This window comes from Labrys sp. KB_33_2 (assembly GCF_052114505.1).
Taxonomy (GTDB): Bacteria; Pseudomonadota; Alphaproteobacteria; order Rhizobiales; family Labraceae; genus Labrys.
Map to the genome: position 1 here is coordinate 16,472 of NZ_JBFREW010000006.1, position 23,062 is coordinate 39,533.

The 23,062-nt window shown below is 61.8% G+C and carries 23 protein-coding genes and 1 pseudogene; 15 read left to right on the plus strand and 9 right to left on the minus strand.

Features of this window, described 5'->3' with window-relative positions; translation table 11 throughout:
* Window positions 1-55: 55 nt before the first annotated feature.
* The 3 genes from AB4037_RS12340 to coaD all read right to left on the minus strand — a co-directional run bounded on the left by AB4037_RS12340 (window position 56) and on the right by coaD (window position 1,736).
* The gene (locus AB4037_RS12340; RefSeq protein WP_434956421.1) at window positions 56-526 is read right to left on the minus strand and encodes a peptidylprolyl isomerase; all 471 of its coding nucleotides are present in this window, start codon (window positions 524-526) and stop codon (window positions 56-58) included.
* Window positions 527-622: 96 nt separating this feature from the next.
* Window positions 623-1,165: a peptidylprolyl isomerase gene (locus AB4037_RS12345; RefSeq protein WP_434956422.1), complete on the minus strand. Its 543-nt coding sequence runs from the start codon at window positions 1,163-1,165 to the stop codon at window positions 623-625.
* 52 nt (window positions 1,166-1,217) lie between these two features.
* Window positions 1,218-1,736: a pantetheine-phosphate adenylyltransferase gene (gene coaD, locus AB4037_RS12350; RefSeq protein WP_434956423.1), complete on the minus strand. Its 519-nt coding sequence runs from the start codon at window positions 1,734-1,736 to the stop codon at window positions 1,218-1,220.
* A 572-nt stretch (window positions 1,737-2,308) separates the two neighbouring features.
* Here coaD and AB4037_RS12355 point away from each other — a divergent pair.
* Window positions 2,309-2,590 (plus strand): hypothetical protein, encoded by a 282-nt coding sequence (locus AB4037_RS12355; RefSeq protein ID WP_434956424.1) that lies wholly within the window; start codon window positions 2,309-2,311, stop codon window positions 2,588-2,590.
* Between the two features lie 143 nt (window positions 2,591-2,733).
* Here the strand turns inward: AB4037_RS12355 and gyrA are convergent, their stop codons facing one another.
* The 4 genes from gyrA to AB4037_RS12375 all read right to left on the minus strand — a co-directional run bounded on the left by gyrA (window position 2,734) and on the right by AB4037_RS12375 (window position 8,602).
* The gene (gyrA, locus tag AB4037_RS12360) at window positions 2,734-5,391 is read right to left on the minus strand and encodes a DNA gyrase subunit A (protein WP_441771912.1); all 2,658 of its coding nucleotides are present in this window, start codon (window positions 5,389-5,391) and stop codon (window positions 2,734-2,736) included.
* A 446-nt stretch (window positions 5,392-5,837) separates the two neighbouring features.
* Window positions 5,838-6,560, minus strand: coding sequence for a class I SAM-dependent methyltransferase (locus AB4037_RS12365; protein ID WP_441771716.1), 723 nt, complete (start codon window positions 6,558-6,560; stop codon window positions 5,838-5,840).
* A gap of 139 nt (window positions 6,561-6,699) precedes the next feature.
* Window positions 6,700-7,674, minus strand: a complete 975-nt coding sequence (locus AB4037_RS12370; RefSeq protein WP_441771717.1) for a quinone oxidoreductase family protein — start codon at window positions 7,672-7,674, stop codon at window positions 6,700-6,702.
* A gap of 157 nt (window positions 7,675-7,831) precedes the next feature.
* On the minus strand, window positions 7,832-8,602 hold the full coding sequence (locus tag AB4037_RS12375) for a CDP-alcohol phosphatidyltransferase family protein (protein WP_441771718.1): 771 nt from the start codon (window positions 8,600-8,602) through the stop codon (window positions 7,832-7,834).
* A 231-nt stretch (window positions 8,603-8,833) separates the two neighbouring features.
* On the opposite strand from AB4037_RS12375, the gene AB4037_RS12380 reads away from it, so the two are divergent.
* From AB4037_RS12380 to AB4037_RS12420, 9 genes and pseudogenes are all read left to right on the plus strand, one after another.
* On the plus strand, window positions 8,834-9,808 hold the full coding sequence (locus AB4037_RS12380; RefSeq protein WP_441771719.1) for a TerC/Alx family metal homeostasis membrane protein: 975 nt from the start codon (window positions 8,834-8,836) through the stop codon (window positions 9,806-9,808).
* A 26-nt stretch (window positions 9,809-9,834) separates the two neighbouring features.
* Window positions 9,835-9,981: a hypothetical protein gene (locus AB4037_RS12385; RefSeq protein ID WP_434956429.1), complete on the plus strand. Its 147-nt coding sequence runs from the start codon at window positions 9,835-9,837 to the stop codon at window positions 9,979-9,981.
* A 226-nt stretch (window positions 9,982-10,207) separates the two neighbouring features.
* A complete protein-coding gene (gene rpsF / locus AB4037_RS12390) occupies window positions 10,208-10,672 on the plus strand; it encodes a 30S ribosomal protein S6 (RefSeq protein WP_434956430.1) in 465 nt (154 codons plus the stop codon).
* Window positions 10,673-10,674: 2 nt separating this feature from the next.
* Entirely contained in the window at window positions 10,675-10,914 is a 240-nt protein-coding gene (gene rpsR, locus AB4037_RS12395; protein WP_434956431.1) for a 30S ribosomal protein S18, read from the plus strand.
* Window positions 10,915-11,135: 221 nt separating this feature from the next.
* The gene (locus AB4037_RS12400; protein WP_441771720.1) at window positions 11,136-12,140 is read left to right on the plus strand and encodes a DUF2232 domain-containing protein; all 1,005 of its coding nucleotides are present in this window, start codon (window positions 11,136-11,138) and stop codon (window positions 12,138-12,140) included.
* 19 nt (window positions 12,141-12,159) lie between these two features.
* Window positions 12,160-12,654, plus strand: a pseudogene (gene rplI / locus AB4037_RS12405) (50S ribosomal protein L9); the annotation flags it as partial.
* A gap of 232 nt (window positions 12,655-12,886) precedes the next feature.
* A complete protein-coding gene (locus tag AB4037_RS12410; protein ID WP_441771721.1) occupies window positions 12,887-14,392 on the plus strand; it encodes a replicative DNA helicase in 1,506 nt (501 codons plus the stop codon).
* 193 nt (window positions 14,393-14,585) lie between these two features.
* Window positions 14,586-15,692 carry an alanine racemase gene (gene alr, locus AB4037_RS12415; protein ID WP_434956434.1) on the plus strand — a complete coding sequence of 369 codons (1,107 nt, stop codon included), beginning with the start codon at window positions 14,586-14,588 and terminating at the stop codon, window positions 15,690-15,692.
* 54 nt (window positions 15,693-15,746) lie between these two features.
* Window positions 15,747-16,133, plus strand: a complete 387-nt coding sequence (locus tag AB4037_RS12420; RefSeq protein ID WP_441771722.1) for a VOC family protein — start codon at window positions 15,747-15,749, stop codon at window positions 16,131-16,133.
* A gap of 16 nt (window positions 16,134-16,149) precedes the next feature.
* Here AB4037_RS12420 and AB4037_RS12425 read toward each other — a convergent pair whose 3' ends face one another.
* Complete coding sequence (locus AB4037_RS12425) at window positions 16,150-16,464, minus strand: polyhydroxyalkanoic acid system family protein (RefSeq protein ID WP_441771723.1); 315 nt, start codon at window positions 16,462-16,464, stop codon at window positions 16,150-16,152.
* Window positions 16,465-16,670: 206 nt separating this feature from the next.
* On the opposite strand from AB4037_RS12425, the gene radA reads away from it, so the two are divergent.
* From radA to AB4037_RS12450, 5 genes are all read left to right on the plus strand, one after another.
* Entirely contained in the window at window positions 16,671-18,074 is a 1,404-nt protein-coding gene (gene radA / locus AB4037_RS12430) for a DNA repair protein RadA (RefSeq protein ID WP_441771724.1), read from the plus strand.
* A 240-nt stretch (window positions 18,075-18,314) separates the two neighbouring features.
* Entirely contained in the window at window positions 18,315-18,953 is a 639-nt protein-coding gene (locus AB4037_RS12435; RefSeq protein WP_434956438.1) for a CvpA family protein, read from the plus strand.
* 83 nt (window positions 18,954-19,036) lie between these two features.
* The gene (locus AB4037_RS12440; protein WP_441771725.1) at window positions 19,037-19,207 is read left to right on the plus strand and encodes a hypothetical protein; all 171 of its coding nucleotides are present in this window, start codon (window positions 19,037-19,039) and stop codon (window positions 19,205-19,207) included.
* A gap of 14 nt (window positions 19,208-19,221) precedes the next feature.
* Window positions 19,222-20,694: an amidophosphoribosyltransferase gene (purF, locus tag AB4037_RS12445; protein WP_434956440.1), complete on the plus strand. Its 1,473-nt coding sequence runs from the start codon at window positions 19,222-19,224 to the stop codon at window positions 20,692-20,694.
* Between the two features lie 162 nt (window positions 20,695-20,856).
* Window positions 20,857-21,597 carry an SDR family NAD(P)-dependent oxidoreductase gene (locus tag AB4037_RS12450; RefSeq protein WP_434956441.1) on the plus strand — a complete coding sequence of 247 codons (741 nt, stop codon included), beginning with the start codon at window positions 20,857-20,859 and terminating at the stop codon, window positions 21,595-21,597.
* Between the two features lie 57 nt (window positions 21,598-21,654).
* Here AB4037_RS12450 and der read toward each other — a convergent pair whose 3' ends face one another.
* On the minus strand, window positions 21,655-23,061 hold the full coding sequence (der, locus tag AB4037_RS12455) for a ribosome biogenesis GTPase Der (protein WP_434956443.1): 1,407 nt from the start codon (window positions 23,059-23,061) through the stop codon (window positions 21,655-21,657).
* Between the last annotated feature and the right edge of the window lies 1 nt (window position 23,062).

Here is a 23,062-nt window from a genome sequence, read left to right on the forward strand (position 1 = left end):
AAAGGGCATCACCGGATCTCTCCGATGATGCCCGATTTTTTGCCTCAGGGCGTATTTAGGCGACGTCGGCCTGAACGCGCATGGAGACGATCTTGTCGGGGTTCACCACCGGCTCGCCACGCTTGATCTTGTCGATATTCTCCATGCCCTCGACGACCTTGCCCCAGACCGTGTACTGGCGGTCGAGGAACTTGGCATTGTCGAACACGATGAAGAACTGCGAATTGGCGGAGTTCGGCATCGAGGAGCGGGCCATCGAGCAGATGCCGCGCACATGCGACTCGTCGTTGAATTCGGCCGGGAGGTTCGGATGCTTCGAGCCGCCGGTGCCACGGCCATCGGGGCAACCGGCCTGCGCCATGAAGCCATCGATCACGCGATGGAAGACGATGCCGTCATAGAACTTCTCGCGGGCGAGCAGCTTGATGCGCTCGACGTGCTGGGGGGCGAGGTCCGGACGCAATTCGATGACGACACGGCCCTGCGTGGTTTCCATGACGATCGTGTTTTCGGGATCAGCGGCCATCGGCACGCTCCTTTCTGTCGGAAAGCGGAGTGGAATGACGGCTAGATAGTCTCTGGCCGCCCGTCTTGCAATTGGCGATTGCGATAGATATGGGCCTTACTTGGCCATCTGCATCTTGATGATCTTGTCGGGATTGCTGACCATGCCGTTGTCGCTGGCATCACCCTTCTTGATCTTGTCGATGGCGTCCATGCCCGATACCACCTCGCCGACGATGGTGTACTGGCCATCGAGGCTGGCCTGTGGCGCATACATGATGAAGAACTGAGAATTGGCCGAATTCGGGTCGGAGGAGCGGGCCATGCCGACGACACCGCGCACGAACTTGGCTTTGTTGGTGAACTCGGCCTTGAGGTCGGGCAGGTCAGAACCGCCGGTGCCGGTGCCGGTGGGATCGCCGGTCTGCGCCATGAAGCCCTCGATCACGCGATGGAAGACGACGCCGTTGTAGAAGCCGCGCTTCACCAGCGTCTTGATCTGCTCGACATGCTTGGGCGCGAGGTCAGGCCGCAGCTTGATGGTGGCGCGGCCATGCTGGGTGTCGAGATAGACGGTGTTGGCATCGGCCTGGGCAGCTTGGGCGGGAGCGACGGCGAAGAGGCCGATCACGACGGCCAGGGCGGAAAGAATACGAAGCAAGGATTGTCTCCCTCGAAGACGGAATGAATTGCGGGTCTTGTCCGCAGGTGGATCAGGAGGTCGGCTTGGCGAACCGGACCTTCAGGCGGCGCAGCACGCCTGCCGGCACGAATCCGGAGACATCGCCGCCCATGGCCGCGATCTGGCGCACAAGCGTGGCGGTGATAGGGCGTACGATCGGCGAGGACGGCAGGAAGATGGTCTGCACGCCCGGCGCCAGGGCGGCGTTCATGCCGGCCATCTGCATCTCATAATCGAGATCGGTTCCGTCACGCAGGCCGCGGATCAGCAATGTCGCTCCCACGCGGCGGGCCGCATCGACGGCAAGATCGGCAAAGGTGACGACTTCCAGACGGCCAGGGCCCAGCAAGGGACCGCAATCCTCGCGGATCATGTCCATGCGCTCCTCCGCCGTGAACAGAGGGGCCTTGCCGGGATGCACGCCGATGGCGACCACCAGCCGATCCGCCACGGCCGCGGCATGCCTGATGACGTCGACATGGCCGTTGGTCAGGGGATCGAAGGAGCCGGCGTAGAAGGCCGTCCTTGGCGTCGTGCTGGCTGAGGTCATGGCACTCTCATTGTTAGGGCGTGTCGTCAGTTATGGTTTCGGGCTGGACGGGAGCGATTTTGGCCATCTGCAGCGTTGCTTCGCTTGCCAAGAGGCAAGTCTTGGCAGCGCTCGCTCCTCCCATCTCGCCATTTTTGACCTCATCTAGCTCCAAACCATAGCTTACGACACGCCCTAAGGCTTAAGCCGAATATCCAGGCAGCCGAAATGTTTCATTTTGATACACTTGCTGCCGATCATGGTGGCGAGGCCGGCTTGCCGGAACTTTGAAAAATCATCGTCATGGTCGTTCGCCCAGGGAACTTTCTGGCTGGCCGCGCATTGACTGAGGCACGAACTACGTCAAGCGAAATGCCTCGGAATTTGCAGTCTAGCGGGCAAATCTAGCCCAAAAACGGTTGATGCTCATGGCTCTCGCTCTTGTCATTTCCTTCGCACCCTCCCCCGCACTGCCGGGGCCGCAAGGACGGCGTGTGCGAAAGCGCACGGCGAGTCACGGCCGCATCATGGTTAATAGGTCATAAGTGATCAAACAAGGTTGAGACATACCTGAGCTGATAGGATGCATGGCTATGACAACCCTTCGCCCGGCCCTGGCAATCGGTGCAAGCCTCTTCGCCCTCGCTGCCGCTTCTCTTCTGGACGTGGCCCGCATGCAGCCCCAACAGGTTGCTGCGAGCCGTGGTGACCGGTTGAACGTCGCGTCTCTCGCCGCCAATTGCGGCAAGAATTCGGTGATCGCCGCCTGCGCTGGCAATGCCGCTATCGAGCAGGCAATGCCGCCGGTGACACTGGTCCAGGTTTTCGAGGGCGCCAACCAGACCACACTGGTCAAGGTCAAGCTCTCCCACTGATATCGAATTCGCTGTCGCGCCCCTGCTTTCGGCGTGGGATACGACAGCTTCCCTCCTCCAAGACCGCCGGTTCGGCCGATTGCAAGGCCTTATCGGAACTTACAAACGGCACCCTCACGGGTGCCGCTTTTTTTGGTGAGGCCTTATTCCTCGCCGCCTTCCTCTTCCTCGTCGCCGCCTTCGTCACTGACGCGCTCGACCGAGACGACCTTCTCGCCCTCGGCCGTATTGAAGACGATGACGCCCTGCGAGCCACGCCCAACGATGCGGATACCCTCGACCGGGCAGCGGATGAGCTGCCCGCCATCGGTCACCAGCATGATCTGGTCGCTGTGTTCGATGGCATAAGAGGACACCAGCTTGCCGTTGCGCTGGTTGACGGCCATGGCCACGATACCTTTGCCGCCGCGGCCGGTGATGCGATATTCATAGGATGAGCTGCGCTTGCCATAGCCATTCTCGGAAATGGTGAGAATGAACTGCTCTTCGGCCGAGAGCTGGGCGTAACGCTCGGTGGAGATCTCCACCGAGGCTTCGCCCGTTTCCTCCGCATCCTCGACGCCATTGTCGCCGTTTTCGGTTTCTCCGGCCACGGCACGTCGCATCTTGAAATAGGCGGACCGTTCTTCGGGGGAAATCTCGCGATGGGCGATGATGTCCATGGCGATGACGGTGTCCTCGCCCTCCAGCCTGATGCCGCGCACGCCCATGGAGTCACGTCCCTTGAACACGCGTACATCAGGCACAGGGAAGCGGATGCACTGGCCCAGTGCTGTGGTGAGCAGCACGTCGTTGGCCTCGGTGCAGATCGAGACGTCCCGGATCTGCTCACCCTCCTCCAGCTTCATCGCGATCTTGCCGGCGCGGTTGACCTGGACGAAGTCCGAAAGGTCGTTGCGGCGCACCGTGCCGGATGAGGTGGCGAACATGATGTGCAGCGTCGCCCACTGGTTCTCGTCTTCGGGCAGCGGCATGATCGAGGTGATGCGCTCGTCCGCCTCAATCGGCAGCAGGTTGATGAAGGCCTTGCCGCGTGCCTGGGGCGCTGCCAAGGGCAGGCGCCAGACCTTCTCCTTATAGACGCGACCTTTGGAGGAGAAGAACAGCACCGGCGTATGGGTATTCGCCACGAACAGATAGGTGACGAAATCTTCTTCCTTGGTCTGCATGCCGGAGCGGCCCTTGCCGCCGCGATGCTGCGCTCGATAGGTGGAGAGCGGCACGCGCTTGACATAGCCGGCATGGGACACGGTCACCACCATGTCCTCGCGCTGGATCAGGTCCTCGTCCTCGAAATCGGCATCCGAATCGAGAATCTCTGTCCTGCGCGGCGTGGCGTGGGCCGTCCTGATTTCCTCGAGCTCCGTGCGGGCGATCGTCATGATACGCTCGCGCGAACGCAGGATATCGAGATAATCGCGGATCTCGTTGGCCAGCGACTGCAGCCTGTCGCCGATCTCGTCGCGCCCGAGAGCCGTCAGGCGTGCAAGGCGCAGTTCGAGGATGGCACGAGCCTGTGCATCCGACAGGCGATAGCTCCCATCCGGGTTCATCGGATGCTTGGGATCGTCGACCAGCAGGATCAGGGGAGCGATGTCGCCCGTCGGCCAGTCACGCCCCATCAGGGCTTCCCGGGCCGAGTTCGGGTCCGGACTGGTGCGGATGATACGGATGACCTCGTCGATATTGGCGACCGCGGTGGCAAGGCCGCACAGGATATGGGCACTGTCGCGCGCCTTGTTCAGCAGATATTTGGTGCGGCGACTGATCACGACTTCGCGGAAATCGACGAAGGCCGAGATCATGTCCTTGAGGTTGAGCAGTTCGGGCCGGCCGCCATTCAGCGCCACCATGTTCGCCCCGAAGCTGGTCTGCAGCGAGGTGAAACGATAGAGCTGGTTCAACACCACCTCGCCGACGGCGTCGCGCTTGAGTTCGACCACCAGGCGCATGCCCTGGCGGTCGGACTCGTCGCGCACCTCGGCGATACCCTCGATCCGCTTCTCGCGCACGAGTTCAGCGATACGCTCCTGCAGGGTCGCCTTGTTCACCTGATAGGGAATGGCGGTGACGATGATGGCGTCGCGATCCTTGCGGATTTCCTCGATCGTGGCGCTGGCGCGCATGATGATCGAGCCGCGCCCGGTGTTGTAGGCCGAGCGGATGCCCGAACGGCCGACGATGTTGGCGGCGGTCGGGAAGTCCGGCCCCGGGATCAACTCCATCAACTCGTCGATGGTGATGGCCGGATTCTCGATATAGGCCAGACAGCCGTCGATCACCTCGCCGAGATTGTGGGGCGGAATGTTGGTGGCCATGCCGACGGCGATGCCGCCGGCGCCATTAACCAGAAGATTGGGAAAGCGCGCCGGCAGGACCGTCGGCTCCGATTTAGTGCCGTCATAGTTTTCCTGGAAGTCGACCGTGTCCTTGTCGATGTCGTCGATCATCGCCACGGCGGCTTTCGACATACGCGACTCGGTGTAGCGCATGGCCGCCGGCGGATCGCCGTCCACCGAGCCGAAATTGCCCTGCCCGTCCACCAGCATCAGGCGCATCGAGAAGGGCTGGGCCATGCGGACCAGGGCGTCGTAGATCGATTGGTCGCCATGTGGATGGTACTGACCCATCACGGCGCCGACGATATTGGCCGACTTGACGTATTTGCGATCGGGCGTGTGGTTGTTCTCGTACATCGAATGCACGATGCGCCGATGGACCGGCTTCAGGCCGTCACGCACGTCCGGCAAAGCACGGCTCACGATCACGCTCATGGCGTAATCGAGATAGCTGCGCCTCATCTCGTCGGTGATGGAAGTCGAGCGGATGTCGGACGGTTCCCCGTCTTCCGGCCTCTTGTCGTTTTCGTCAGTCAATGCACGGCCTCAAACCGATTCTGCGGCGTCCTCGTGAGCACGACGCGTATTGGGAATACGCTCCTTGCTCACGCTTTTCGTTCTCGACGCGTCCTAGAGCAAAGTGCGTTCAAGCGTGAACGCCAATTCGCTCCAGCTCTTTGTTTCAACGCATCTTTGCGATTTGAAGTGATCCATTCAAATCACAAAACGCTACGGCGATTCTCAGTGATTCCATTAAATCGCAAAACGCTTTAGCCCATTCCGCCCCCCGGCACCACCCTGGCGCTTCGGGTGCCAACAGCATTCTTCGATTTGTCTTTCAAAGGGTTATTCGTGACTCTTACCCAATGCTGTGGAGCCGAAAAACATGGCAGGCGTGAGGCACCCGCTCATGTAGGCCTTCGCCCGCACACCCCGGTCGCGCATCCATAGAAGAATTTCCGATACTCCACCTGCAGGCCTTCCGCTTCCAGCATGCGGGCGAAGGCGGAGGCATCTCCGAAATTGGCACTGTAGGTTCCGATCATCGCAAAATCCTGAGCCCCTTTCAGAAGGAAGCGTTCGATCATGGGCAGCACGGCTCTCAAATGAAACCGATAGAGCGGGCGTAGCCACCATCCCTTGGGATCGGAAGCCTCGATCAGCGAGAAACTGCCTCCCGGCTTGAGACAGCGGGCGATCAAGGCCGCGAGCTTGCGATGCTGGACCGGGTTGAACGTCTTCAGCCCGAAGGTTGAAATCACGAAATCGGCGCTGCCATCGGGCAAGTTGCTGGAGAGGACGTCGTCCTCGATGAAGGAGATCTTATGGGCTCGATGCGCATGGAGACGGGTCATGGCGCGATGGTGCATGCCCGTGGAAATATCGACGGCAACGATGCCGCCGATGGCGGGGTGGCGCTTCAGAAGATGGGGCCAGACCTCTCCAGTGCCGGCCATGAGGTCGTAGCCCGTCGCGGCGGATGCCGCCGGTGCCGGCAGCGCCTCGACGCATTGCCGGCGCCAGCGTTCGGTAAAGCCGAGCGAACACCAAGTGCTGAACGCGATATATTTATCGGAACAGCGATCGAAGACGCCTTTTACGAATTGCGGGTCGTAGATGTCCTCAGCCATTCGCTACCGCTATGGGAGTTGCGTGACAAATTTACCGGCTAGAGCGCCTTGCGATTTGACGGAAGCCGCGGGAATCGCAAAGACACGTTGAAACAAAGGCTTAGCCCAGGCGAGCGGTTACACTTAAACGTGCTTTGCTCTAGGGCAACAGGATCGACGATCCCGTCGTCCCCCGCCCTTCCAGGTCCTCATGCGCCTTGCGGGCATCCTTGAGTGCATAACGCTGGTTGACCGGGATGTTCACCTTGCCGGAGGCGACCGTCTCGAACAGGTCATGGGCCGTGGCCAGAAGATCGGCGCGTTCGGCGACATAAGTTCCCAGCGTCGGGCGGGTGGCGAAGAGCGAGCCCTTCTGGGACAGGACCAGCATGGGAACCGGCTCGACCGGGCCGGAGGCATTACCGAATGAAACCCACATGCCGAGCGGCTTCAGGCAGTCGAGCGAGCCGGGATAGGTATCCTTGCCCACGCCGTCGTAGACCACGTCGCATTTGTGGCCATCGGTGATTTCGGCGACACGCTTCACCCAATCCTCGTCGCGGTAGAGAATTGTGTGGTCTGCGCCATTGGCGCGGGCCAGGGCGGCCTTTTCTTCCGAGCCAACGGTGCCGATCACGGTGGCGCCTAGCGCCTTGGCCCATTGGCACAGGATCAGCCCGACGCCGCCCGCGGCCGCATGCACCAGCACGGTCTGGCCGGTCGCAACCTTGAAGGTACGCCGGATCAGATATTGCGCTGTCATGCCCTTGAGCATCATGCCGGCTGCCTGCTCATAGGAAATCGCCTCTGGCAGCGGGACGAGCCTATCGGCCGGATAGGTGCGTTCCGATGCATAGCTGCCATTGGCGCCGGCATAGGCCACGCGGTCACCAGGCTTGAATTCGGTCACCCCGTCGCCGACCGCGACCACCTCTCCGGCGCCCTCTGCGCCAAGAGTGAAGGGCAGAGACGGCGCCTTGTAGAGGCCCGAACGATAATAGGTGTCGATATAGTTTACGCCGCAGGCATGCTGACGGATCAGGACCTCGCCGACTGCGGGCAGCGGTGTGGCGATCTCCTCATAGGTGAGAACCTCGGGGCCGCCGGTCTGATGAACGCGAATGGCTGCGGGCATGGCAAATACCTATCGTTGAAATCAAGTCATGAAACGGTGGGTCGCCTTTCGGGCGCTTGCAACTGTAATCCGGTGTGAGCACGCCTGACGATGTTGCCGATGTCGGGGATGATGTCCAGGGCTGTCGGCGTTGACAAGGGCGCCCCTGCTGCGGGCATTACTCCGCCCTGCGATCATGAATCGGTGCCGTGCGGAAATATCCGAGGATCAGGAAATAAACACCGATGATGCAAAGCGCCCAGGTGACCCAGTGTGCCGGGTCGACATTTTCCCAGATCGCCACAATCGCCAGCACCGACCATGCCACCAGCAAGGCCAGCGTGGGCAAACGAAGCTTGGTCACGCGCAGTGGATGCACGAACACGAAGGATGCGAAGGTCATCAGACCGAGCGCCAGCACCGCCAGGAAGATGAGGGTCATGGACAGGATCGTCGGCTGGGCCGGGCTGAGCAGGAAGAAATAGAATACGATCAGGTTCCATACGGCCGGGAAGCCTTTGAACCAGGCATCCTCCGTCTTCATCTCGTTGTCGGCGAAATACATCGCGCTGGTGAGAAGAATCACCGCCATGGCGATGAGGTTGAGCACATTGTTCGAACCGCCGAGCATGCCCGAACTGTAGAGGGCATAGGCCGGGACGATGACATAGGTAAGATAGTCGATGATCAGATCGAGAGCGACGCCCGACCAGCGGGGCGAAGCTTCGGTGATGTTGATCTTGCGGGCAATCGTGCCGTCGATGCCATCCACGAACAAGGCGAGCGCCAGCCAGGCGAACATCGTGCGCCAATCATGTTGGACAGCCGCTATGAGGGCAAGAAACCCCCACAGCACACCGCTGGCCGTAAACAGGTGCACACCGAAGGCCAGCCGCTTCTGCTGCGGGGTGATCGGATTGCCGGAAGATATAGGAGGTGATGAAGCCAACGCTGCTCGGATTCTCTACTGAAGGAGTGTCATCATATCGCCACATACCATCGGCGCTAGAATATTTTCTCTCTCCGGTTCGGGTGCCCACAAGAACTTCCAGGCCGGCACGCTGGCTGCCGCACGCTCCCGATGAGGGCGTTTGGCGGTTGACAGGTCCCCTCACGGGCACCAACACTGCTCGAACCACCCACATCGCCGAGCCGGAAGTCGAAAACGAGCGCGCGATCCATGGAATGGTCGGCACTATCTCTGGCGTCCGGTGACATGCTGGGAGCGCCGCCTTGGTTCTGGGCGATCTTCGCATCGTCCATTACCGCCATTTTCATCTTCGACCTGGGTTATCTCAATCGCCGCATTCCGGTCCTGTCGCTTGGCCAATCGGTCGCCTTGACGACGGCCTATGCCGTCCTTGCCGCCCTGTTCGGCTGCGGCGCATGGCTGTATTTCGGGCCAGAGAAAGGCTCGCTGTTCTTTACGGCTTACGCGCTGGAACAATCACTTTCGATCGACAATGTCTTTGTAATGTCGGTGATCTTCGCCTTTTTCGGCGTACCTCGCCAATATCAGCATCGGGTGCTTTTCTGGGGAATCGTCGTCGCCATTGTCCTGCGGGCCATCTTCGTCGGCCTCGGCGCGGCGATCGTGGCGCGATTTGCCTGGGTGTTCTATCTGTTCGGCCTCTTTCTGATCGTGACCGGGCTGCGCATGCTTCGTAGCATGGACGAACAGGTCGATCTCGACCAGAATCGGGCGATTGCATGGTTCATGCGTCATCTGCGCATGACGACGAAGATCACCGGCGAGCATTTCTTCGTTCGTCTGCCAAAGCCTGGCGGCGAAAGGCCCGTCCTGCATGCGACGCCTCTGTTCGCGGCCTTTGCGGTGGTCAATGTGGCGGATATCGTCTTCGCCGTGGACAGCGTGCCGGCAGTCCTGTCGCAGACCCAGGACCCCTTCATCGTCTACACATCCAACATCTTCGCCATTCTCGGGCTGCGGGCGCTATACTTCGTCATTGACGCGCTTATCGCCACGTTTCGCTATCTGAAGGTCGCCCTGGCGATATTGCTGATTTTTATCGGCGCCGTGATTTTCTATGAACGTCTCGTCGGCGAGTTCGACAATGTGCTGACCATGACGATTACCTTTGCGACATTGGCGATCGCCGTACTCGCCTCGATCTTGAAACCCGAGCGGACCTGATTGCATCAAGCGGTTCGAGCCGCGTCTTGTCCGTAGAGGCGCTCGAATTGGGAAATCAGCCGGGCAAGACCGGCATCGGTATCGCCGATACCCCTGCCGTTCAATTCCTGGTCGAGAACGGTTACGTCACTGGCCCCGTGATCGAATGCGACGGCGGCCTGCGTCTGGTATAGACAACTTATTCCTTGCGCTGATGCGGCAAACTCTGTATGCACCCGGCTTCGCTTCGGCCGGAGGCTGAACGGATGACTGCGCTTGCGCAGTGGAGCCCCAGGGTTCCTGCATCCCGTGTCTTCGCCCTCTTAAGACATTCCTCGACGGCCTGCCGGGTCACGAGGGGCTTCGCGCCAGGCGAACGTGACAACCACGACGCGTTGTAACCAAAAGACAGGCCATCTCATGCCGAATTACGAGCATGTCTTCCTGGCTCGCCAAGACGTGACCTCCCAGCAGGTCGAAGCGCTGACCGCCCAGTTCAAGGGTGTGATCGAAGCGCATGGCGGCACCGTAGGCAAGACCGAATATTGGGGCGTCAAGTCCCTGCAGTATCGCATCAAGAAGAACCGCAAGGCTCACTTCACGCTGCTGAACATCACCGCGCCGCATGCGGCCGTGGCGGAAGTCGAGCGTCAGATGTCGATCTCCGAAGACATCCTGCGCTTCCTGACCCTTTCCGTCGACGAGCTCGAGGAAGGCCAGTCGGCCATGCTGCGCAAGTCCGACCGCGACGAGCGTCGTGACGACGACCGTGGCTTCGGCTTCGGTGGCGGCCGTGGCGGCCCCCGCTCTGGCGGCAATGATCGCCCTCCGCGCCGTGAGCGCTTCGAAGGCGCTTCTGAAGAGCAGCCGCAGGGAGAAGAATGATCATGGCTACCACACCTGGACGCCGGCCCTTCTTCCGCCGCCGCAAGACCTGCCCGTTCTCGGGCCCGAATGCGCCGAAGATCGACTACAAGGACGTCAAGCTCCTGCAGCGCTACATTTCCGAGCGCGGCAAGATCGTGCCTTCCCGTATCACGGCCGTTTCGGCCAAGAAGCAGCGTGAATTGGCTCAGGCCATCAAGCGCGCCCGCTTCCTGGGCCTGCTGCCCTACGTGATCGGCTGATGCGTTTGCGGCGAGGCGCTCTTAAAGTATTTTCCAGAAAAGTTGATAGACTTTTCGATTAAGAAAATGCGTCAAAAGATACAGAGAAAGTGCGATTTATCTAAATTGCACTTTCTCTCGTGCCTCGCCGCCTATCTCCAACGACAGTCAGCCGGATGATCCGGCCATGGCTGGGGTCTTCACCGCAAGGCCTCTAACCGCGACAGCGGGACAGCTCGACAATGCAACGCGATATCCTCATAGGCCTAGGTGCCGGCCTTGCCGCAGCCATTCTGGTGCTTGCCCCCGCGAGCGGCTCGGGCTTCGGCATTTTGCTGTCCATATTCGCCGCGCTGCCCATTACCTTGGTCACGTTGTGCTGGGGGTCTCGCGCCGGCCTTGCTGCGGCCATCTCCGCGATGGTGCTGCTGGTGATTGCCGCCTCGGCCCTCCCCTCGAATGCACCTGAATTCTCTCCCTTCCGATTGGCTCTGCAATTTGGCGTCTCTCGGGCACTGCCTGCCTGGGGCCTTGCCTATCTCGCTATTGCCGGGTTCGGCGACGCCACGGCGGAGCGGCGCCATATTTCGCTCGGCAGTCTGGCCATTGTCGCCGCCGTGCTGAGCATGACGGGCACGTTGTTTGCGATGCTCGCGCTGGGCTCCACCCACGAACAGGCGCTCGCCAATCTCCGCAATGAAATCACGCAGGCCTATCGCATCATGATGGGGCTGGCGAAGGATCAGCCCATCCCCGCACAGGATGGCATGGACCCGGAGGCTTTCCTGCGGGTCTTCAGCGTTGTGCTTCTCCCGTTCACGGCCCTGGTCACCACGGTTTCAAATCTCGGCGGTCTGTGGCTGTCGGCCCGCATCGCCCGGATCTCGGGCCGGCTGCCGCGGCCCTGGCCCGACATCGCCGCGCAATTGCACCTTCCGATCTGGTCGATGGGCCTTCTGGCTGTGTCCTGTGCGCTGTCACTGCTTCCCGGCGCAGTCGGCTTTGCGGGGCAGTTGCTGTTGGCGGCGCTGCTCGGCGCCTTCCTGATCCAGGGTTTCGCTGCGGTGCATTTCCTTACCCGCGGCGGCGCCATGCGGCCGCTGATCCTGGCCCTGGCCTATCTGCTGTGCGTGTTCCTGTCCTGGATCGCGCTGCCGCTGATAATCGTGCTCGGCCTCGTCGAGACTTTCTTCAATCTGCGCGGTCGCTTTGGCGGCCGCTCCAATACCCCCAGTACCCCTCAATAGACGAACAAAGGAGACAAACATGGAAGTCATTTTGCTGGAGCGCGTTTCCAAGCTCGGCCAGATGGGCGAGACGGTCAAGGTGAAGGACGGCTATGCCCGCAACTTCCTCCTGCCGAACAACAAGGCCCTGCGCGCCACCAAGGCCAACAAGGAGCGCTTCGAGAAGGAGCGCGTGCAGCTCGAAGCCCGCAATCTCGAGCTCAAGAAGGAAGCCGAGGCCGTTGCTGCCAAGCTCGATGGCCAGACCTTCACCCTGATCCGCCAGGCTGGCGAAACCGGTCAGCTCTACGGTTCGGTCACTGCCCGCGACCTTGCCGAGGCCTCAACCGCCGGCGGCTTCACCGTCGAGCGTTCGCAGTTCGTGCTGAACACGCCGATCAAGACCATCGGCCTGCACAAGGTGCTCGTCCATCTGCACCCGGAAGTCGAAGTCACCGTCACCACCAACATCGCGCGCTCGCCTCAGGAAGCCGAGCGCCAGATTCGTGGCGAGGACGTGCTCGTCCAGCAGGACGACGAGGAGACCTTCGAGAATCCCGAGGATATCGAGATCCCCGGCGTTCCCGGCACCGGCGAGCAGCCCGAGGTCTGAGTCTCGGTTACTCGATACGATCAAGAGCCGGGCGCCCGTCGCCCGGCTTTTATTTTGTGCGACTGTGAATCATTGTGAATTGCCGATCGGAGGCCAAGCGGACGAGTGGGCGTGCTAAGCTTGCCCCCCGACGAATCATGATCCGCAGAGCCTGATGTCCACACCTGTCGAAGCCACCGTACACAAGCTCGAGACCGGCCAAGCCGCAACCTTTCGGCAAGCCCCCAGCAATGTCGAGGCCGAACAGGCCTTGCTGGGCGCGATCCTGGTCAACAACGAAGCGTTCTACCGGGTCTCCGACTTCCTGCTGCCAGAGCATTTCTTCGACCCCTTCCATCGCAAGATCTACGAGCTCGCCTCAAGCCTCGTGCGTGCCGGCAAGATGGCAACGCCCATCACGCTGAAGACCTTCCTCGGGCCGGACCAGGACATTGGCGGGCTCACCACCCAGCAATATCTCATCCGCTTGGCGACTGAGGCTACCACGGTCATCAATGCGGCCGATTATGGCCAGATCATCTATGATCTCGCGCTTCGGCGGTCCCTGATCCAGGTCGGCGAGGAATTGGTCAACGTCGCCTATGACGCCCCTGTGGACATGACGCCGGGCGACCAGATCGAGGAGGCGGAACGCCGTCTGTTCGCCTTGGCCGAGACGGGACGCAACGAAGGTGGGTTCTCGACCTTCTCGGATGCGTTGAAGGATGCCATCGACATGGCCTCCGCCGCATATCAGCGCGACGGCCAATTGTCGGGGCTTGCCTCCGGGCTTGACGATCTCGACAGGATGATGGGCGGCCTGCAGCCGTCCGACCTCATCGTTCTTGCCGGTCGTCCCGGCATGGGCAAGACCTCGCTTGCCACCAATATCGCCTACAACATCGCCAAGAACTACCAGTTCGAGATCCTGCCGGACGGTTCACGCAAGACCATCGATGGCGGTTCGGTCGGCTTCTTCTCGCTGGAAATGTCCGCCGAACAGCTCGCCACCCGTGTCGTGGCCGAGCAGGCCAACGTGCCTTCCTACAAGATCCGCCGTGGCGATCTTTCGGAGGACGAGTTCAGCCGCCTGGTCACCGCCAGCCAGGACATGCAGGCGACGCCGCTCTATATCGACGACAGTGGCGGCATTTCCATCGCCCAGCTCGTGGCGCGCGCACGCCGCTTGAAGCGCCAGCGCGGCCTCGACCTCCTGATCGTCGACTACATCCAGCTCCTCACCGGTTCGGGCAAGAAGGGCAGCGAGAACCGCGTGCAGGAAATCACCGAGATCACGACGGGCCTCAAGGCGCTGGCCAAGGAGCTGAATGTGCCGCTCATTGGCCTGTCTCAGCTCTCGCGTCAGGTGGAATCGCGTGACGACAAGCGCCCGCAGCTCTCGGATCTGCGTGAATCCGGCTCGATCGAGCAGGACGCCGACGTGGTGATGTTCGTGTTCCGTGAGGAATATTACGTGAAGAACAAGATGCCCAAGGAAGGCACCGAGGAGTTCTTCAAATGGCAGGCGGAGATGGAAAGCCTGGCCGGTGTCGCTGAAGTGATCATCGGCAAGCAGCGTCATGGCCCGACCGGTACGGTCAAGGTGCAATTCGACGCCGACGTCACGCGTTTCGGCAATCTCGCCCGCACCGATCATCTGCCGATCCAGACCGGCGAATAGGCCACAACCTTTTGGTCGGCGGCAATCTTTGCCACAAGCAGAATTTTCTGGTGAGGCCCGCCGATGGGCGTCGCCAGAAAATTCTGCAAATGTTTGGTCTCTTGCCGCTTCCTCCTGGTCGTTCCCGTGGCTCGACCAGGAGGAAGCTGCTCAGGGCCTTCCGTCGAATTCAAGTCAGCCCTATGGTCCGCGCATGACCGATTCCCTGCCTCCCGTCTATGCCCGCCTGACCATCGATACCGACGCCCTCGCCGCCAATTGGCGGCGCTGCGGGCAGCAACGGCCGAAGGCCGAATGTGCGGCCGTGGTGAAAGCCGATGGCTACGGCCTGGGTATCGACAATGTCGTGCCGGCGTTCAGCCGGGCCGGATGCCGCACCTTCTTCGTGGCCCAGATCGACGAGGGCATTCGTGTGCGCAGGCTGGCCCCGGAGGCGACGATCTATGTTCTGAGCGGCCTTGCGCCCGGCCATGGCGACAGGTTCGCCGAGAATGGTCTGAGGCCGGCCTTGGGATCGCGCGAGGAATTGCGCGAATGGTCCGCATTCGCCTCCGCCACCGGCTGGCAGGGAGGCGCTGCCCTGCACGTGGATACGGGCATGTCCCGGCTCGGACTGCGCGTGGACGAGGCCCATGCCCTGGTGGCGGAGGGAGAGCTGTTCAGGCCCTCCTTGCTGATGAGCCACCTTGCCTGCGCCGATACGCCCGAGCACCCGCTCAATGCCAGGCAGTTCGAGGCCTTTGCCGAGGTCAAATCGCTTTATCCGGATGTACCCGCCTCGCTCTGCAACTCCTACGGCACCTTCCTGCCGGCGGATATCGGTTATGATCTGCTGCGCCCAGGCGTCGCACTGTATGGTTCCAATCCCCAGCCAGGTCAGTCCAATCCGATGCGGCCGGTGATCACCCTCTCCGCCCAGGTCCTGCAAGTTCGTGACGTCCTGCCGGGCGAACATGTCGGATATGGCGCAACCTGGACGAGCCGGCAGCCCGCCCGCATCGCCATGGTGGCAATCGGTTATGCCGATGGCTATCTGCGCTCGGGGTCCTCCTCCGACGATTTCGACACGGCCGTGGCTGCTGTCGCCGGCAAATACTGCCTGATCGCCGGACGCATCTCGATGGACATGACGGCGATCGATGTAACGGAGCTGCCATCAGGGGCGGTGAAACGAGGCGATTGGGTCGAACTGATCGGGCCTCACCTACCGGTCGACGAGGTGGCTCGCCGCGCAGGTACCATCGGCTACGAGATACTCACCAGCCTCGGTACGCGCTATGATCGCCATCTGGCGACCTAGCCGATAGCGTGTCTGCGCCGCCAGTCATCAGAGGCTTGCTTGGGAAGAGCTGCAATGATCGACCATCTCGGCTTTCCGGTACGCGACTATCAGCGCTCCCGCGCCTTCTACGACCAGGCTCTCACGCCGCTCGGCTATTCGGTGCAAAAGGAAGTCACCCGGGAAATGACCGGCGGCAGCGCCCATTGCGGCTATGGCGCGGATGGACGGCCCCAGTTCTGGATCGGCGATGGCCAGGCCAGGGAAGGCAGCTTCCACATTGCCTTTGTCGCGAAAAGCAGGAAGGCCGTCGATGCCTTTCATGCCGCCGCGCTGGCAGCCGGGGCGCGCGAAAACGGTGCGCCGGGAATTCGCGCCCATTACCATCCGAACTACTATGCAGCCTTCGTGCTCGATCCCGACGGGCATAATATCGAGGCAGTCTGCCACCTCCCCGACTGACGGCACGCCCTAGGCCTTACCCCTTGTGCTCCAACAGCCCTTGGCCGCGCTGCTGTATCAGCGTGGTCACCTTGTCCGCGAGCATGGACAGGAAGATCGGCAGCAGGATGCTCACCGTCACCGCATCGTCGCCAATATCGACGCTGCCTGAAATGGTCTGCTTGAACACACTCAGGCGACAATCGAACCTGTCGCCGTTCCAGTTTTCCTCGAGCGAAGTGAATTGCCCGGCATAGCTGTTGCGCAACTGCGCAATACCTTCCTCGACGCGCTTGCGTGCGGCTGCGCGGCCGAGAGTGTGGGGAATGGTGACGGTCAGCGGGCGTGACATGGACTGTTCCAGGATGGGGCGCGTTTATGAAGATATAGGTTGTGGTTCGGCTTGCCTGCAAGGGGCGGTCGTTCCTGGCGCGTCGACTGAACCCGTAAACCCGACCTTTCCTTGCTGCCTTGAGTTTGATGGCCCGGGTCTTACGACGGCGACCAGCCTGGGCCGTTGGATTTGATCAGACTCGACCCGCCCGCTAGAAGGGCGTCATGGCCAAGCGAACTCCCTCCTATGTCTGCCAGAACTGCGGTGCCGCCTATAATCGCTGGCAGGGCAAATGTGATGCCTGCGGCGAGTGGAACTCGATCGCCGAGGAGACCAGCGCCATCGCGGCCGTTCCTGCCTCACAGCGTTCCAGAGGACGGGGACGGGCTTTTGCGCTCGAAAGCCTGACGGGATCGACCGACGAGGCACCGCGCATGGTCTCGGGGATCGATGAACTGGACAGGGTGACCGGCGGAGGCTTCGTGCGCGGCTCCGTCCTTTTGCTGGGCGGTGATCCCGGTATCGGCAAATCGACGCTGCTGATCCAGGCCTGCGCCGCGATTGCCAACCGCAACGCCCGGGTCATCTATATTTCAGGTGAAGAGGCCGCTGCGCAGGTGCGCTTGCGGGCTGAGCGGCTGGGGCTTGCCGGCGCACCGGTGGAACTGGCCTCCGAGACTTCGGTCGAGGACATCCTGGCGACCTTTGAGCACGGCTCGCCACCACGCCTGGCGGTGATCGATTCGATCCAGACCATGTGGACGGATACGGTGGAATCGGCGCCCGGCACCGTCACGCAGGTACGCGGCTCGGCGCAGGCGCTGATCCGTTATGCCAAGCGTTCGGGCACCACTGTCATTCTCGTCGGCCATGTCACCAAGGACGGGCAGATCGCCGGCCCGCGCGTCGTCGAGCATATGGTCGACGCCGTGCTGTCGTTCGAGGGCGACGGCGGGCGTGATTTCCGCATCCTGCGCGGGGTGAAGAACCGCTTCGGTCCGACCGATGAGATCGGCGTGTTCGAGATGACCGGGCTCGGCTTGCGCGAAGTGACCAACCCCTCCGCCTTGTTTCTGTCGGAGCGTGATCTCGGGTCGCCGGGTACGGCCGTGTTCGGCGGCATGGAGGGCACGAGGCCGCTTCTGGTCGAGATGCAGGCCCTGGTGGCGCCGACAAGCCTGGGCACCCCCCGGCGCGCCGTGGTGGGGTGGGATACCAGCCGCCTGTCCATGGTGCTTGCCGTGCTTGAGGCCCATTGCGGCGTCAAGCTGGGCGGGCATGACGTCTATCTCAATGTGGCCGGCGGCTTGCGCATCCAGGAGCCCGCAGCCGATCTTGCCGTGGCGGCCGCTTTGATCTCCTCCCTCACGGGTGCTCCCCTGCCCGCGGATGCCGTGTATTTCGGTGAAGTCTCCCTGTCTGGATCGGTCCGGCCAGTGGCTCACATGGGGCCCCGTTTGAAGGAAGCAGCCAAGCTCGGTTTCCATCGCGCCGTCTGCCCTGTACCGGGGAACGAGTCGGGCTCGGATAGCGGCATGCGGGTGAATGGCGTTGCCTCACTTGCGACACTTGTTGCGGATATTGCCGCTTCCAAGCAGAACCCTCGCACCTCATCCACGCGTGGATGAGGTGCGAGGGTTCTGCGGACGTTTGAAGCATTGTCGATTCTCCGAGGGTGACCCACCAAGCCACTCTCGGAGAATCGACTTGTGAGAGCCAAAGGCGGAAATCCACTAAAGTTTCGCCATGAAGCGGGTATTTCCGTCGATTGCGCTGCAGCAAATGGATGACGTCGTGTCGAACCGTCGTTATAGAAAGGCGCGGCGCTGCCTGTCGTGCCGCCTAGTTCAAATCAGGATAGACCGCCAATGCCCGTAACGCTGCTGGATCTGATCGTCATCGGCGTCATGCTGATTTCGGCCCTTCTCGCAATGGTACGAGGCTTCACCCGGGAAGTTCTGGCCATCGCGGCCTGGGCCGCCGCCGCCGTGGCGACCTTGTTGCTATTCTCGCGTGTGCTGCCGCTGGTTACGCCCTACATCAAGAACGATACGCTGGCCCGTATCGCGACGGGGGCCGGCATCTTCCTGCTCGTTCTCCTGATTGCATCCTTCATCACGATCCGTATCTCCGACATGATCCTAGACAGCCGGATCGGGGCGATCGATCGAACGTTTGGCTTCCTGTTCGGTGCGGCCCGTGGCCTCCTGCTTGCCATCGTCGCCTTCATCTTCTTCAGTTACCTGGTGCCGCCGAAGTCGGAGCCGGCCTGGGTGCAGGATGCCAAATCCCGCCAGCTTCTGGTGTCCGGGCGCGACTGGATCCTCACCTTGCTGCCGAGCGATCCTGAAAACGTGATCCTCAAGCAGTTGCGGGCCAATGAAGTGATCGGACCTGGCGCCGACACCAACACCAATACGCAAGAGCCCGATCCGGATGCTGCCGGCGCTCCCGCCGCGCCCCAGACCCAGCCGGCCCCCCCTGCCCCGGCGGCGCCCGCGCAATGATGCAATTGCATCGCCACAGGAAACTTCCCAAGCAGAGTTTCCCGGTGGGGCCCGTGGGCGGGTCTCGCCGCGAAACTCTGCAAATGTTTGATATCTTGCAAATTCTTCTTGATCGAGCCCATGGCTCGATCAAGAAGAATTTGCTTGGCAGGCATGCTGGAAAAGTCGATCGGTGGTACTATCTCAATGTCGAACGGAGCGGCGAAGCCTTGTTTCGGGCCGCTCAGCCCCTTTTGGAGAAGAAATCCAAGTGAGCGGAAAAGTCCAAATGAGCGCCATGGCCCGTGAAAACGACGATCTGGATCTCGACGCCGACCGCCTGCGTGAGGAATGCGGTGTGTTCGGTATCTTCGGACACAGCGAGGCCGCGGCCATTACCACCCTCGGCCTCCATGCCTTGCAGCATCGTGGGCAGGAAGCTTGCGGTATCGTCACCTTCGACGGGGCGCGCTACAATTCGGAGCGGCGGCTCGGACTGGTCGGAGATACCTTCTCCAAGCGCGATGTGATCGAACGCCTGCCGGGCTCGCAGGCTATCGGCCACACCCGCTACTCCACCACAGGCGGCACCATCCTGCGCAATGTGCAGCCGCTGTTCGCCGAACTTGAGGGCGGCGGCTTCGCGGTGGCCCATAACGGCAATCTCACCAACGGGCTGACGCTGCGGCGCGAATTGATCGCTCGCGGCTCGATCTTCCAGGCCACGTCGGATAGCGAGGTGATTCTGCATCTGGTCGCGCGCTCGACGCGGGAAAAGTTCATCGATCGCTTCATCGACGCCCTGTTCCAGATCGAGGGTGCCTATGCCTTTGTCGGCCTGACCAATCATATGCTGGTCGGCGCCCGCGATCCTCTCGGCATTCGCCCCCTGGTGCTGGGTGAACTCGATGGCTGCTACATTCTTGCCTCGGAGACGTGCGCCCTCGACATCATCGGCGCCCGCTTCGTGCGCGACATCGAGAATGGCGAGGTCGTCGTCATCACCAAGGAAGGCGTGGAGTCGCTGAAGCCATTTCCGCGCGTGCCGCCCCGCCCCTGCATCTTCGAATATATCTATTTCGCCCGGCCGGACTCCATCGTTCACGGTCGCAGCGTCTATGCCGTGCGCAAGAGCTTCGGTGCCCAGTTGGCGGCCGAAGCCGGCGTCGAGGCCGATGTGGTGGTGCCGGTGCCGGATTCCGGCGTACCCGCGGCGATCGGCTATGCCCAGGCCGCCGGTCTGCCTTATGAGCTCGGCATCATCCGCAATCACTATGTCGGACGCACCTTCATTCAGCCGACCCAGGCCATCCGCGAAATGGGCGTGCGCATGAAGCACAGTGCCAACCGTTCGGTGATCGAAGGCAAGCGTGTCGTGCTGATCGACGATTCCATCGTGCGCGGCACCACTTCGGTGAAGATCGTGCGCATGATGCGAGATGCCGGTGCCAAGGAGGTGCATTTCCGCATCTCCAGTCCGCCGATCACCCATCCCGACTATTACGGCATCGATACGCCCGACAAGGAGAACCTGCTGGCGGCGCGGATGGATCTGGAAGCGATGCGCGCCTATATGGGCGCCGACTCGCTGGCCTTCCTGTCGGTTAATGGTGTCTACAAGGCGTGCGGCTACGACCAGCGCGACCCAGTCCGTCCGCAATTTACCGATCACTGCTTCACCGGCGACTATCCCACCTTCCTGACCGATGTGGTTGGCGAAGGAGCCAAGCAGCAATTCGCATTGCTCGCGGAAGCAAGCTGATCTGTCTCCACCCCGGCTCAGGGGTGGACGAGCTTTCCGCTGGCCCCGGTGTCGAGCGCGTTTTGGCGAAAGCGCACTCTGGCTCCGGCTTGTTTTGACACGTCTTTGCGGGTCCTGGTGATTCCGTCTGATCGCAAGACGCCTTATCTCGTGAGTTTTCCGATGTCTGATCTTCTCAAAGGCCGCCTGGCGCTCGTCACCGGCGCATCGCGCGGCATCGGCCGTGCCACGGCCCTGGCGCTGGCCGAGGCGGGTGCCCATGTCATCGCCGTGGCCCGTACCGTTGGCGCGCTTGAGGACCTAGACGACGAAATCCGCGAGAAGGGTGGAGCGGCGACCCTTGTTCCTCTCGACATCAAGGATGGCGACGGCATCGACCGGCTCGGCTACACGCTGTTCGAGCGTTATGGCAAGCTCGACATCCTGATCGGCAATGCCGGCGCGCTCGGCGCGATCTCCCCCCTCGGCCATATCGAGCCCAAGGACTGGGACAATGTTTTTGCGGTGAACGTCACCGCCAATTGGCGCCTGATCCGATCCTTCGACCCCTTGTTACGCAAATCCGATGCCGGCCGAGCCGTCTTCATCACCTCGGGGGCTGCCTGGAAGTCGACCGCCTATTGGGGGCTTTATGCTGCCACGAAGGCGGCGCTCAACTCCATGGTGGCGACTTACGCGGCCGAAACGGTAAATTCGCCGATCCGGGCCAACCTGTTCTCTCCCGGTCCCGTCCGCACCCATATGCGTGCGGCGGCCATGCCCGGCGAGGACGCCGATACCCTGCCCCACCCATCCAGCATAGCGCCGTCCATCCTGAAACTCGCGAGCCCCGACCTGACGGAAACCGGCAAGGTCTACGAGGTGCGGGAAGGACGATTCCTGAGCTTCAGGGCGCCAGAATAATTCCCCATGAGCGAACGGGGACGTTCGCTCATGGAAACGCCACGCTCCGCGGTTCGCCTATTTCTTCCGGTCGAACGGGTTCTTCGGTGAACGCAGGCTGAGCCGGATCGGCACGCCGGGCATGTCGAAGGTCTCGCGCAGGCCATTGACCAGATAACGCTTGAAGCTGTCCGGCAGAGCGTCGAGCTGGTTGCCGAAAAGAGCGAAGTGCGGCGGGCGCGTCTTCACCTGCGTCATATAACGGATCTTGATGCGACGCCCCGACACGGCCGGCGGCGGATGATGTTCAAGTACGCCTCCGAGCCAACGATTCAGGCGCGCCGTCGGTACGCGACGGTTCCAGGTGGCGAAGGCCCGGAAAGCGGCGTCCATCAGGCGGTCCAGGCCTTGTTCCGACAGGCTGGACAAGGTCACCACCGGCGCGCCACGCAGCTGAGGCAGCAGGCGCTCGAACATTTCACGGGCACTGGCCAGCGCCTTGTGACGATCCTCGACCAGGTCCCACTTGTTGAGACCGATGACGATAGCCCTGCCCTCGCGTTCCACGAGATCGGCAATCTGCAGATCCTGCTTTTCGAAAGGCGTAGCGCTGTCGAGCAGCAGCACCACCACCTCGGCGAAACGCACGGCGCGCAGGCCATCCGAAACGGAAAGCTTCTCGAGCTTATCCTCGATTCGGGCTTTCTTGCGCATGCCGGCAGTGTCGAACAGCTTGATGCGCTTGTCGCGCCAGGTCCAGTCCACCGAGATGGTGTCGCGAGTGATGCCGGCCTCGGGGCCGGTAAGCATGCGATCCTGGCCGATCAGGGCGTTGACCAGCGTCGACTTGCCGGCATTCGGCCGGCCGATGATGGCCACGCGCAGCGGACGGATCACGCCCGCGCCGAGATCGATTGCCTCCTCCTCGCCCTCCTCGCCGCTGACGACGGCGTCGGTTTCGGCGACATCTTCCTCGGGTTCATAGCCGGTGGCCGGCGCGATCGCGACGATCGCTTCGGCAAGATCCGCCATGCCCTCGCCATGCTCGGCCGAGATCGGCACGGGATCGCCAAGCCCGAGGGAATAGGCTTCATAGGCGCCCTGGAATCCGGTGCGGCTCTCGGTCTTGTTGGCGACCGGAATCACAGGCTTGCCCGAGCGCCGCGCCACTTCGGCGAAATGTTCGTCGGCGGGGGTGACACCGATGCGGGCGTCGAACATGAAGAGGATCAGGTCACACTCGGCGATTGCCGCTTCCGTCTGCGCACGCATGCGCCCGGCAAGCGAAGCGTTTTCGGCGACCTCGAGGCCGGCCGTATCGATCACTTTGAAAGTGAGGTTGCCGAGCCTGGCGTCACCCTCGCGCCGGTCGCGCGTCACGCCCGGGCGATCGTCGACGATGGCGAGCTTGCGGCCGACCAGACGGTTGAACAATGTCGACTTGCCGACATTGGGCCTGCCGACGATGGCGATTGAAACGGCCATG